Genomic DNA, 13,747 nt, shown 5'->3' with positions numbered 1-13,747 from the left:
TATATTTGACAGATGGAAAATAATTCGGCCTTCAATCGCCTGCTGGAAATCATGGATGATTTGCGTGAAAAATGCCCCTGGGACAGGAAACAAACTATCCAGACACTCCGTCAGCAAACCATAGAAGAACTCTACGAACTGGCAGATGCGATCACTGACCAGGACTGGAAATCAATCAAAGAGGAATTGGGGGATCTGCTCCTGCATATCGTATTCTACGCAAAGATCGGTAAAGAGCAGCAGCAGTTTACGATAGATGATGTCATTAACGGCATCTGTGAAAAACTTATCTACCGCCACCCGCATATCTATGGCGACGTAAAGGTGGAAAATGAAGAAGAGGTCAAACAGAACTGGGAAAAGCTGAAACTGAAGGAAGGTAAGACCTCCGTACTCAGCGGTGTACCCGTATCCCTGCCTGCCCTCGTAAAAGCCATGCGCCTCCAGTCCAAAGCCAAACAGGTAGGTTTTGAATGGGATAATATCGAACAGGTATGGGATAAGGTCAGAGAAGAAATGGAGGAACTGCATGAAGTGGTACAACAGGGCAATGCTAACGAAATAGAGGACGAATTTGGCGATGTTTTGTTCTCCCTGGTAAACTACTCCCGCTTCCTGAAAGTAGACGCCGAAAACGCCCTGGAACGCACCAATAAGAAGTTTATACGTCGCTTCCAGCAAATGGAACAAATGGCAACAGCGCAGGGTAAAACGCTCGATGAAATGTCATTGACGGAAATGGACGGACTCTGGAACGAAGTGAAAAAATCAGAAAAATAAAGAAGTTGCTGGACATCAAAGAAATAAGGTTTTTTTTCATCCGCCATGGATATCTCTTGATCATTGCTGCCTGGTTATTTACTTTTTCATTCCTTTTCAGCAATTACTGGTCATACTATTCTTCTCCCCAGGGTGTAAAACGCAGCCTGGAGAAAAGCCTTTGGCAGCGCGAGCTGGATTTCCAGGAACTGACAAGTGATACTACCCTGATCGAGCACCTCTTTTCCCGTGATCAGAATGAACAGGAAGCAAAACTGCTGAGTACAAAGGACTTCTACATCTTTGCCTACGACAGCAGTACCGCCAGTCGCTGGCTGGTATACTGGAGCACTAACCTGGTGCTGCCGGAAGAATGGCAGGAGCCGCTTACTCCCGGTATCCGCTTCCTGAAACTGAAGAACGGCTATTACGAGGTGATCTGTAAAAAGCTGCCCGGTAAGCAACCCGGACACGAACGGTATATAGTCGGTGCGATACCCGTAATGATGGAATACAGCATCAGCAACAATTACCTGGTAGACCATTTTTACGATAAACCAGCCCTGGGACTCGAATATACCGTCCATCTCAAACCACCCGGTATACCCGTACTGAACGGTCAGGACCTGATCCTGTTCTACCTGTACTATGATCGTACTCTCGACGCCGGACCGCCTAATCTGCTTAGTGTTATCCTGCGGGTGCTCGGATGTATCTGCGTACTGATCTTCATCAACCTGTTTGCCGCTATGCTGGCCAGGCAGAAGAATCCCATGTATGGCTTTTTCTTCCTGCTGGCCGTCATCCTGTGCTGCCGTACGCTGAGTTATTTCTATCCTTTTCCTTTCAACCTGCGTGCGCTCAATATCTTTACGCCGCTCATCTATGCCAAGGATGAAGTATTCCGCTCCCTGGGCGACCTGTTAATAAACGTATTACTCGGATTCTGGCTCCTGCTCTTCTTCCGTGAACACGTGAAAACCATCAAACCGCCCATAGTGAAAAATCACTGGCAACAACGCCTGGTGATCATCCTCGCAAGTTTCATTATGTATGTGGTAGGAGAGTTCCTGTCTGAACTGATCCGCAGTCTTGTGATCGATTCCAGGATCTCGTTTGATGTAGCCAATCCTTTCAGTCTGAACGAGTACAGTCTCATCGGCTTTATGATCCTGGGTTTTATTGCGTTCAGCTTCCTGTTCTTCTCGCAGATCATCAACTACCTGCTGAATGAACTGACCAATTTCAGACATCGTACGAAATATATTTTCCTCGCTGCGGTAGGTGTGGTATGGCTCACATTCCGCCTCCAGAATCCCGAGATATACTACTCCGTAGCCATGGTGATCTGGCTGATCATCTACGTAGTGTTACTGGATGTATTGTCCTACCGCTTTGAGAATAGCCTGGCTACAGTTCCTTTCCTCTTCTGGCTGTTCCTGCTTACCATCACTACTTCGGCGGTACTGGTATACTACAATGATCAGAAAGAATTGAGCCTGCGTGAACGTATGGCGGTGGAACTATCCAAGCAGAAAGACCCTTATGTGGAGATGCTGCTCACAGATGTGACCCGGCAAATGGAAGAAGACGAACTGTTGCAGCTGTTCTTCCAGCAAAGCACCAGCAGTACAGGACGGAACATGCCAAGGTCCACATTGGAGAATGAACTGAAACAAAAATACTTCAAAGGCTACCTGGGACGCTTCAATGTAACCTTCTATGCCTTTAACGAATACTTCGAACCTATTTACGGCGGAGATACTTCCACATTCCCGGCCCTGAGCCGGCGAATGTTGATGGGCTCAGAACTGATCGGGAATGAGCTGTATTACAATGAGCGGAGCTTCAATGATTACAGCTATATCGGCCGTAAGGATTTCTATAACAACGGGATGCCTTCCGGTTACCTGATATATGAACTGACGCCGGCAGTGATCAATACACAGCGCCTGTATCCGGAGTTGCTGGTAGACGGGGAGATCTTTGACCCGGAGAAGGAATCCTCCACCGCCTATTCTTATGCAATTTATGACCAGGGGCAACTGGTGAGTAATAACAATGACTTTGCATTTCCGGTGAAATTATACGGAGTAGATATTCCAAAAGAAGATATCACAGTACAATCCGAAAAAGGGTTCTCCCGGCTTATCTACAAGGCCTCAAAAGATAAAGTGGTGATAGTGGTGAAAGAGAACAGGAGCTTCGTGGAATTCATCACGCTCTTCGCCTACATGTTCTGTCTCTTTTTGCTCATCATCGCCGTATACAGGGTACTTGACCTGCTGGTGAAAGCCAGGATGCGTATCGGGAATCTCAAGGCGCTGATCAATATCAGCATCCGTAAAAAGGTATATGGCACCATCATTTTCATCGTCGTATTTGCCTTTATCATACTGGGGCTGACTACTATCCTGTTCTTTATCGATCGCTCTGAAAGAGAGAATAAGGAAAGGCTCAGCCGCACGATCAATGAAGTATCCCACGACGTGGAGAAGGTTTTTGCAGATCAGCGTATGTTTGATGACCTGGAAGACCTGTACGACCCTATTTTCCAGGCCAGCCTGACATCTGCCATCGGGGAGATTGCAGACGAGCGGGCATTGGATATTAACATCTACGACAGGGATGGAAATCTGCAGGTCACCACACAGCCCCTGATCACGGAAAAAGGACTTTTGTCGAAGAAGATCAATCCTGATGCTTTCGTACAATTGTACCGCGAGCCTAAGATCCAGTGGATACAGAAGGAAAAGATCGGCTCCATGAAATATCTTTCAGGCTATGCACCACTGCGTAGTAATGGGGAGATCTTCGCCTATCTGAATGTTCCTTATTTTGCTACCCAGACGGAGTTGAATCAACAGATCTCCAATTTCCTGGTAGCGCTGATCAACTTTAATGCTTTCATATTCCTGATAGCCGGTTTACTGGCCTTGCTGATCACTAATTCCATCACCAAATCATTCTCCCTGGTAACTGAGAAACTGCGTCACGTAAGCCTGGGACAACAGAATGACGAGATAGAGTGGGAGAAGGATGATGAAATAGGTGCGCTGGTAAAAGAATACAACAAGATGGTGCGCAAGCTGGAAGTGAGTGCTGCAAGGCTTGCAAAGAGTGAAAGGGAAGGCGCCTGGAGGGAAATGGCCCGTCAGGTAGCACACGAGATCAAGAACCCGCTCACCCCCATGAAGCTGAGCATCCAATACCTGCAGCGTGCAATAGACAATGATGCGCCAAATGTAAAACAGCTCTCCCATAACGTAGCGCATACACTGGTAGAGCAGATCGAACACCTGGCGAATATAGCGTCCGACTTCTCCGCCTTTTCACGCATAGATGAGGCCAATAGCGAAGTATTGTTGCTGAATGAAGTGCTGCATTCACTGAAGGACCTGTACCAGAGCCACGAGAACTGTAATATCCATTTCGCGTCGCCCGGACGTGCGTATTATATTTTTGCAGATAAAACGCAGATGAACCGCCTGTTCACCAACCTCTTACAGAACGCAGTACAAGCGTTACCGGAAGGCAGGGTAGGGCATGTTACCATTGCTATGGAAGAGTTTGAAGAAGGCTGGGTAGTAGTAAGTGTAGAGGACAATGGGGAAGGTATTCCGCCGGAAATTCAACCCAAGATCTTCGTACCAAATTTCACAACTAAAAACTCCGGTACCGGCCTCGGTCTGGCTATGTGTAAGAACATCGTAGAACAGGCGAGGGGAGAGATCTGGTTTGAAACCCAACTAACGGTAGGGACTACCTTCTACGTACGGCTACCCCTGGAAAAGGTCTGATCCGCACATATTAATCGCGGTCAACTCTGCTGGAAGGTCCGATCCGCATATATCAATCGCTTCGGTCAGCCCGCCTCAGGGCGGGTTGATATTTATGTTTATTTGTATTGATTATCAATGTCGCACTGAAACGCATACATTATACCCCTCAATCTATAACCGGAACGCACTAAGTGTAGCGGTTTCAGGTGGGAATCGCTGGCCTAAGTTGTTTGAAGCCGTCGATACGATTGACAGGGGTTTAATACATAACCAATGGCTCATACGATTTCAAATGCTTAATAGCACGCAGCTTCAAAGAACTCGGCCAGTGATCCCAGCCTGAAACCGCGGTATCGTCAATCAATACAAAAAAAATACCGTCTCAACACGAGACGGTATCAATACCTTTCATTTCCAATAGGACGTAAATTATTTCACAAAGCTTTCCCGGACTTTATCCAGCAGCTTGCTTTCGATCATCTGTTGAGCCAGCGCGATCATGTTTTTAAAGGCCAGGCCTTTGGAAATACCATGACCAATGATCACCGGTTGTGAAACCCCTAATACAGGAGTACCACCATAACTTTCGAAGTCGAATTTGTTCATGTAATCATCCTTGATATTACGTCTTACCGCAATTTCATGGATGGATTCAGCCATTTTCAACACGACGTTACCGGTAAATCCTTCGCACACTATCACATCTGCCTTGTCAGTCAAAACATCCCTTCCTTCTACGTTACCGATGAAATTCAGCAACGGATTGTCTTTGAGTAAAGGATAAGTTGCCTGCGCCAGGAGATTACCTTTGCCTTCCTCTTCACCAATATTCAGCAGCCCTACTTTAGGATTATTGATCTTCAGAATGTGCTGGGAATAAAGTGAACCAAGAATGGCAAATTGCAGCAGGTTTTCAGGTTTGCAGTCCGCGTTGATACCAACATCCAGTAAAAGCCCGAAAGATCCATTTTCCCTGGGAACGGGAGTGGATATAGTTGGCCGTTGTATTCCATCTATCGCTTTGATAGAGTAGAATGTACCCACCATCATAGCACCGGTATTACCAGCACTAATAAATGCATCGATTTTACCATTTTGTAATAAATGGAAGCCAATGCCGATAGAGGATTGCGGTTTCTCCTTCAGTGCTTTGGTAGGATGTTCATTCATCCCGATTACCTGGGATGAATGAACAACTGAATATTTTGATTGGTCTAACTGCGCATCTGACAACAAAGGCTTTAGAGCTGTCTCATCACCAATCAGCACCAGGTGCGCGTCTGTAGCAACAGTGTCTAAATATAATTTTACTCCTTTTACTGCTTCCAGGGGGGCGAAGTCGCCACCCATCATATCAAGCCCGATTCTCATGAACGTTTAGGTTTGTCTGTTTGGTCGGGGTAAAATTAGTAAAATTATTTAGCGCTACTTTGTTTTTCCAATACTACTTTACCTCTGTAGTACAGTTTGTTCTCTACCCAGTGAGCACGATGTCTCAGGTGCACTTCACCAGTTGCGCTATCTGTGCTTAAAGTATCCGCAAAGGCCTTGTAATGCGTCCTTCTCTTAGCTGATCTTTGCTGAGAATGTCTGCGTTTCGGATTTGGCATCGTATTTAAGTTTTAATTGTCCTTGTTTAGTGTTTAATAAGTTATATCAGTCCGCCTTTGAAGATACACCACAATCAGTTCTCACGAAATTTATCCAGGTCTTTCCAGATCGGATTCCCCTTTTCGTTCGCCTGCCGGTTCATCTGGTCAAGCATGTCCAGTACCTTCGGATCACAACCGCTTTTGCCCGTACTATCATCAGGATGAATACGTTGCATCGGGATACTGAGATTAATGAACTCGTATATCCATTCCGCAACATTCAGGTGAGATTCCGTTTTAGATATATAAGCTACATCCGGGTCCTCATCCTCTTTCATCTCGTCCGGATTATCCACCATCTTCACAACCTGGTCAAAATCATCCCAGAGCTGTAACTCAAATGGTTGTCCGCAACGGTCGCAGTTGACTGTCACCTTTCCGCCAATTTCGAATTTTAACAGGAAAAAATTACTCTTCTTGTCTAACAGCAACTTAACAGTCGCGTTACAATCACTGAAATCCTGCGGGCCGTAGTTTTCAAAGAAACTATCCGTAATTTGGTACTCAAATGTATGCTCTCCGGGTTTCAGTCCCACAAAGGCAATATCAAATTGACGGAGTGCTTTCATAATAAAATCCTCACTTTTAGAGGGATGCAAAGGTAACCAAATATTTCCAATTGCAAAAATTTCCTAATTTTGTTGATTCCCAACATAATATTTATATATTGTATTACTGTATAAATTTATGTATTGGAGCGCCAACTCCCAACCAGGACTAAACAGAATGGCAAAAGCCCGGATCAAAGGTACGAGAAAACATCCCACAGGCCGTAGTTTATCTACGGACAGTCTTGCTATATTTTCACTCCCTATCAGCGTATTCCTCCAGAATAGCAATGCCGGGGTATTGGTTACCAATGCAATGCACCGCGTTATCTGGGTCAACCGGGTATTTGAAGAAAATGCCGGGGCCGACATCACCCACATCACCGGGATGTCCTTTTCCGCTGTTATTAAATACTTTAGCCGCCTTGTACTTCGTGCCGACACCTTTGAGGAGAAAATGAAGGACCTCCGCCAGAAAAAGAAACCTTATTTCGGCTGGGAACTGATCCTGAAAGACGGACGTATATATGAAGTAAGCTATAATCCCCTGATAGAGAAGCGCCGTTTTATCGGCAGTATCTGGCAGATCGTGGATGTATCCAGGCATAAAATGCCCCGCTCCGAAATGGATCTGGCCCGCCGGCAGGCAGAAGAGGCCCGGGGCGCTCAGAAGGAATTCCTGGCCAGCATGAGTCACGAAATCCGGACACCCCTGAACGTTATCGTGGGGATGACCCATCTCCTGGAAGAAACCAACCTCGATGCCAAACAGCGGGATTATATCAACATCCTGAAACACTCATCAGGTATCCTGATGGGACTTATCTCAGATATCCTCGACCTTTCCAAAATTGAGGCGGGAGCGCTACAGGTCAACCAAAGGGAGTTTAACCTGACGGAACTGGTACAATCTCTGCGACATACTTTTGAACTGAAAATGGGCCAGCGACCCGTGAAAATCTCTGCCACTATCGACCCTCAGTTACAGAACCGGCTGGTAGGCGACGATATGCTGCTGAACCAAATACTTATGAACTTGTTAGGTAATGCAGAGAAATTCACCAGGGAAGGAGAAATAGCCATTAATGTAAAGCTCGAATCCTGGCAGGAAGATAAACGCTGGGTGCGCTTCCAGGTATGCGATACCGGTATTGGTATCCAGAAAGACAAGCTGGAACTCATTTTCCAAAACTACAAACAGGCAGAACAGGAAATCAGGGAAATATATGGTGGCACAGGATTAGGTTTAGCCATATCCAAACAGCTGGTGGAACTACAGGGGGGCAGTATCCTCGTGGAAGAATCTCATGGCTACAGCACCTGTTTTTCATTTAACCTGCCCTTTATTGATACCCGCAAACCCTCAGTAACAAACTTAAGGTCCGGAAATATGAGCAGGCAACCCAATTTTTCAGCAGCCAAAGTACTGGTCATCGAGGACAATCCTATGAACCTCAGGTATATCATCAGTTTGCTGGAGAAATACAATATACAACATCAGCTGGCCACCAATGGGCCGGATGCACTCTATTTCCTGGATTCAAGACTATATGACCTGATTTTGCTCGATATTCGTATTCCCGGCCTGAATGGTCTGGAACTTGCTGAAAAGATCAGGCAGGATGAAACCAAACCAAATGTGGCCACCCCTCTCGTGGCTACCACTGCCCTGGCCATGGAGAGCACTTTCACACAGGCAAGACAGGCAGGTATTACTGATATCTTAACAAAACCTTATACGCCAGACCAATTATTACAGGTATTAAACAAGTACCTGAATGATGATGAAACAGAACTAATAATGGAGGATTCTACAAACTTTTCCGGATTTGAATTCCACAGTGAGCTGGATGTAAAGTACCTGAATGCTTTATACGAAGACAATATCTCCTATGCCGCAGATCTCTTTGAGATCTTCCTGAAAACTATCCGGGAGGAAGTCGTAAAACTAAGGAAACTGGTGGAAAACCGTGACTGGGAACAGCTCAAATTTCAGGTACATAAACTGAAACCAAATTTCGCCATGGTGGGACTTACCTGGATCACCAGTAAAATGCAGCAGCTGGAAAATACGCTCAACAATAACGTACACACCCCTCCCGAAGAGGTGGATGAAGTCTTCGCAGGCATCTCGCGCGACCTGGATAAATTCTATCCGATCATCGAACAGGAATATGAGAGAATGAAAGAATTGCTGTAAGCCATCAGAAGGTATCCAGCACTTCCTTTACGCTATTGTAATAACTACCTCCAAACAGCAGCAGGTGTACCATCAGGGGATACAGCTGACATATACTGATCCGTTGCTGCCAGTCATTGGCCAGCGGGAACATACTTTGATAGGTATAATAAAAACGGGTGTCAAATCCACCGAAAAGCCTTGCCATAGCCAGGTCCATTTCGCGGTTGCCATAATAAAGCGCCGGATCATACACACGTGCCCTGCCATCCGGCCCTACCATAAAATTGCCTGACCACAAGTCCCCATGCAGCAATGCCGGTGGTTCATCCGGAAATATCTGCGGTAACTGCCGCCACAACTGCTCCATCTGCTTTACCATCTGTTTGTCAATCACATGACGGTCGTACGCCACCCTGGTCAGTGGTTGTAAACGGTTGAACGCGTAAAAAACAGACCAGTTAGTATAAGGAGTGTTATATTGTTTGATCGTTCCGATATAATTGGCCTGCGGCAGCCCGAAATGTGACTGTGTATGCCTGTGCATATGTGACAAACCCGCTGCAAAATTCTCCCAGAAATCAGGATTGGCGCCACCTTTCTCTATAAATTCAGTGACCAGGAACACTTTCCCACCCGAACGGCCAGTGGCCAGCGGACGAGGTACACCCAATGTATGAGTAGCATAAATCGCTTCCAGGCCCATAAACTCCCGCTCGAACATATCAGGATAGTTGCGCGCATCGTTCATTTTCAGGAACAGCAGACCGCTATCTGTATTCAGCTTAAAAGTTTCATTTATATCTCCACCAGGTAGTTTTTCTGCGTAATTAATATGTATTTTCATTCCCGACTGGAGGGAAAGTGCAGATGTCAGCTCACCCATTAATAATTCATCGGTCATTTGTCAAGTAGATATGGATTTTAAAATAAAGATAAAGGGTATTGGAGTACGTATACTGATAACCGTTTTGTGCATTTGTGTCCTGCAGGCGTTGTTTACATTCAGTGACAGGTTTTCTGGCTATTACTTTCATAGGTTATACAGTTGGATCAGTTTACTTCTCCGCAAGGTACTGGGGAAAGTGCCTTTTAGTGTCGGCGACGTAATTTATGCCGCCTGGATTATAACTCTGATTGTTTATTTGTTAAATATATGTTATAAAATTATAAAAAGGCAATGGGGGAGGCTCGGTATTTTGATTTTAAGGGGCATTCAGTCCTTACTGACTGTATATCTGGTCTTTATGTTGTTCTGGGGACTCAATTATGACCGCAATTCCCTGGAAAAGGATCTCCACCTGGATGTAGACGAGTATACGACCGACCAGTTATACCAGCTGGCAGACACGCTGCGGCAGCGGGTGAACCAATGTAAGATCGCCCTGGGGGATAGTGTTAATGCCACGCACCCTGGTGCCGATAGTGCTGCTATGTTCAGCCAGGCTGTAATGGCTTATGACCTTGCCGGCAAGCAGTGGCCCAGCCTGCAGTATGAAAATGCCTGTATCAAGCCTACCCTCTACAGCCCGCTGCTGAATTACATGGGAGTGGGCGGCTATCTGAACCCCTTCACCGGCGAAGCCCAGGTCAATGTAACCACACCCGGTTTTCTGCATCCCTTCACGATCTGCCATGAGGTGGCCCATCAGTTAGGATACGCGCCTGAACAAGAAGCCAATTTTGTGGGTTATCTTGTAGCTGATAATTATCCTGATGCCCGCTTTCGTTATGCTGCTAACTTTGAGATGTTTATGTATAGCGTGCGTCAGCTCAGAAGACAGGACACCACATTGGCTGGAGAGCTCTGGCGCAATACAGTACCGGGTATCAGGGCCGATATGCGGCAGATGAGGGATTTCTATGATCGCTACCGCAGTCCGGTAGACGACTACACTGCAATGATCTATGACCAGTATCTTAAGGCTAACAGACAGGAAAAAGGCATCCACAGCTACAGTGAAGTGGTAGGATGGCTAATCGCTTACTTCAAGATCAGATAAATATGACTAAGGAACAACAGAGATTACAACAGACAGGATGGAAGAAATGGGGATCTTATGTGAGTGACAGGCAATGGGGGACTGTCAGGGAAGACTATAGCGCCGATGGCAGTGCCTGGGACTATACCACCCACGATATGGCCCGCAGCAGGGCATGGAGATGGGGAGAGGATGGCATAGCAGGTATCTCGGATGATAAGCAGCTGTTATGCTTCTCTCTCGGACTGTGGAACGGGAAGGACCCTATCATGAAAGAACGCCTTTTCGGACTTACCAATGCACAGGGCAACCACGGGGAGGACGTAAAGGAACTATACTACTACCTCGACGCCACGCCTACGCATTCCTATATGAAAATGCTGTATAAATACCCGCAGCAGGCATATCCCTACCAATGGCTGATAGATGAGAATGCACGCAGAGGCAAGCATCAGGAGGAATTCGAAATAATAGATACAGGCATTTTTAACGAGGATAAATACTTCGATGTATTCATTGAATATGCCAAAGCCGGCACTGATGATATCCTGGTAAAGATCACAGCGCATAACAGGGGAAACGAAGCAGCAGATCTGCACCTGGCACCTATGGTCTGGTTCCGCAATACCTGGGCATGGGGGCGTCATGATTATAAGCCGGCCATGTTGGGGGAAGACGATCGTACCATCCGCCTCCACCATGAAAAAATAGCGGTGCAATACCTCTACCAGGAAGGGGATGGCCAGCTGCTATTCTGTGAAAATGAAACCAACTACCCCCGCCTGTACAAGGTAGCAGGCAATACGCCTTATCCGAAAGACGGTATCCATGATCACATTGCCTACGGCACCGATACCATCAATCCCGAAAGAAAAGGCACCAAAGCCGCCGTACACTATAAACAGTCCATACCTGCCAAAGGATCTGCTACTGTGCGTTTACGCTTGTCAGACAAGCAGGCTGCCAGTCCTTTTGCAGATTTTGATACGCTTTTCCAGACACGCCTGGCCGAAGCAGATGAGTTCTACGCCGATATCCAGTCTACCATCAAAGACGAAGACGAGAAACTGGTACAGCGCCAGGCGCTGAGCGGTATGCTGTGGAATAAACAATTCTATTGCTATAAAGTACAGCAATGGCTGGATGGAGATCCTGCGAGTCCGCCGCCTCCTGCTGAAAGGCTGAATGGCCGTAATAAGAATTGGAAACAGCTGAACAACGAAGACATTATCTCTGTACCCGATAAATGGGAATTTCCCTGGTATGCAGCCTGGGATTTGGCCTTCCATTGTGTGACGCTGGCCATGGTGGATCCTGACTTCGCCAAACAGCAGTTGCTAATGCTGACAGAGGAATGGTATATGAACGCCTCCGGAGAATTTCCTGCCTATGAATGGGCTTTCGGAGATGTCAACCCTCCCGTGCATGCGGGTGCTACCTTCAGGATCTTTAAACAGGACGCCGCCATTAAAGGCCGTAAAGACTATGAGTTCCTGGAGGCAGTATTCCATAAGCTGATGATCAACTTTACCTGGTGGGTGAACCGGAAGGACAGTAACGGTAGCAACATCTTCGAAGGTGGTTTCCTGGGTCTGGATAACGTAGGTGCATTTGACCGCAGCATGCCCTTGCCCAGCGGCGTCAGGCAGGAACAGGCAGATGCTACCAGCTGGATGGCCATTTATGCCCTGAACATGCTGCATATTGCCCTGGAACTGGCCAGCTACAATAAAGTGTATACCGGCATGGCTATCAAGTTCTTCGAACACTTCCTCTATATTGCCGGCGCCATGGCCAGCATGGGAGATGTGAAGCATGGCCTCTGGGACGATAAGGACGAATTCTACTACGACCAGATCCGTATGCCCGACAACAGGGTGGAAAGGCTGCGCCTGCGCAGTATGGTCGGACTGATACCCCTGTTTGCCGTAGAGGTCATATCGACAGAAACGCTGAAAAACAACCCGGCTTTCGAAAAGAGAATGTCCTGGTTCCTGCGTCACCGGCCTGATTTGGCGCAGCTGGTATCCCGCTGGAGTGAAGAAGGCAAAGAGAATAAACACCTGCTTAGCCTGTTGCGTGGTCACCGTATGAAAAAACTGCTCTCCAGAATGTTGGATGAAACAGAGTTCCTGAGCCCTTATGGCGTGCGTTCTCTTTCCAAAAAGTACGACGATCACAATCCTTTTATATTCTGTCAGGACGGAGTGGAATTAAGGGTGAAATACCTGCCCGGAGAAAGTGACAGCTATACCTATGGAGGTAATTCCAACTGGCGGGGACCTGTCTGGATGCAGATGAATTTCCTGATGATAGAAAGCCTTCGGAAATTCCACTATTTCTATTCTGATGATTTCAGGATAGAATATCCCAGCCGTAGTGGTAAGTTCTATTCCCTGAAAGAAGTGGGTACTTTGCTGGCAGGCCGCCTATTGAAGATCTTCCTGAAAGATGAAAATGGCAGAAGGGCAGTGTTCGGCAATAATGAAAAACTACAGAACGACCCATATTTCAAGGACAACATCCTCTTTTTTGAATATTTCCATGGAGAAACAGGGAAAGGGCTCGGCGCTTCCCATCAGACTGGGTGGACCGGCCTTGTGGCGAACCTGATCAAGATGAAGAATAATCCCTGATACAGGTCTTTTAGAGCCCTATAGGTTATAGACTTCACCGAACCTCTACTATACCTCTACCGGATCTCTACTAGTACCGAACCAGTATCTGAACAGGTATTGACGCCGTACAAGCTGTCTTGTCCTGGTATAGGTTTACAGTTTTGATGAGATAATCCGTTTGAATTTTACAATATTAAAAGATAATCCTAAAAAGGTTGTTTTGTTTA

General features: G+C 46.6%; 9 protein-coding genes. 5 read left to right on the top strand and 4 right to left on the bottom strand.

What is annotated here, in order from left to right; genetic code table 11:
* Nucleotides 1–12 precede the first annotated feature (12 nt).
* Both mazG and BLR32_RS28940 read left to right on the top strand, forming a co-directional pair.
* Complete coding sequence (gene mazG / locus BLR32_RS28945) at nt 13–780, top strand: nucleoside triphosphate pyrophosphohydrolase (RefSeq protein WP_089837294.1); 768 nt, start codon at nt 13–15, stop codon at nt 778–780.
* Nucleotides 781–785: 5 nt separating this feature from the next.
* On the top strand, nt 786–4,559 hold the full coding sequence (locus tag BLR32_RS28940; protein ID WP_143011630.1) for a sensor histidine kinase: 3,774 nt from the start codon (nt 786–788) through the stop codon (nt 4,557–4,559).
* 411 nt (nt 4,560–4,970) lie between these two features.
* On the opposite strand, the gene plsX is transcribed toward BLR32_RS28940, so the two are convergent.
* The 3 genes from plsX to BLR32_RS28925 form a co-directional block, all read right to left on the bottom strand.
* Nucleotides 4,971–5,912 (bottom strand): phosphate acyltransferase PlsX, encoded by a 942-nt coding sequence (gene plsX / locus BLR32_RS28935; RefSeq protein WP_089837289.1) that lies wholly within the window; start codon nt 5,910–5,912, stop codon nt 4,971–4,973.
* Between the two features lie 44 nt (nt 5,913–5,956).
* On the bottom strand, nt 5,957–6,151 hold the full coding sequence (gene rpmF / locus BLR32_RS28930; protein WP_072356725.1) for a 50S ribosomal protein L32: 195 nt from the start codon (nt 6,149–6,151) through the stop codon (nt 5,957–5,959).
* Between the two features lie 74 nt (nt 6,152–6,225).
* Nucleotides 6,226–6,762, bottom strand: a complete 537-nt coding sequence (locus BLR32_RS28925) for a YceD family protein (protein WP_089837287.1) — start codon at nt 6,760–6,762, stop codon at nt 6,226–6,228.
* Between the two features lie 157 nt (nt 6,763–6,919).
* Here BLR32_RS28925 and BLR32_RS28920 point away from each other — a divergent pair, with 157 nt between their 5' ends.
* A complete protein-coding gene (locus BLR32_RS28920) occupies nt 6,920–8,941 on the top strand; it encodes an ATP-binding protein (RefSeq protein ID WP_176842465.1) in 2,022 nt (673 codons plus the stop codon).
* Between the two features lie 4 nt (nt 8,942–8,945).
* Here the strand turns inward: BLR32_RS28920 and BLR32_RS28915 are convergent, their stop codons facing one another.
* On the bottom strand, nt 8,946–9,824 hold the full coding sequence (locus tag BLR32_RS28915) for a fructosamine kinase family protein (protein WP_089837283.1): 879 nt from the start codon (nt 9,822–9,824) through the stop codon (nt 8,946–8,948).
* 13 nt (nt 9,825–9,837) lie between these two features.
* Here BLR32_RS28915 and BLR32_RS28910 point away from each other — a divergent pair, with 13 nt between their 5' ends.
* Together BLR32_RS28910 and BLR32_RS28905 are read left to right on the top strand one after the other, a co-directional pair.
* Nucleotides 9,838–10,923, top strand: a complete 1,086-nt coding sequence (locus BLR32_RS28910; RefSeq protein ID WP_089837281.1) for a DUF3810 domain-containing protein — start codon at nt 9,838–9,840, stop codon at nt 10,921–10,923.
* Between the two features lie 2 nt (nt 10,924–10,925).
* On the top strand, nt 10,926–13,538 hold the full coding sequence (locus tag BLR32_RS28905) for an MGH1-like glycoside hydrolase domain-containing protein (protein WP_089837280.1): 2,613 nt from the start codon (nt 10,926–10,928) through the stop codon (nt 13,536–13,538).
* Nucleotides 13,539–13,747: the final 209 nt, after the last annotated feature.

It is taken from the genome of Chitinophaga filiformis (assembly GCF_900102545.1).
Taxonomy (GTDB): domain Bacteria; phylum Bacteroidota; class Bacteroidia; order Chitinophagales; family Chitinophagaceae; genus Chitinophaga; species Chitinophaga filiformis.
The sequence above is the reverse complement of the archived record's forward strand: the minus strand, read 5'-3'. Positions and strand labels throughout refer to the sequence as shown.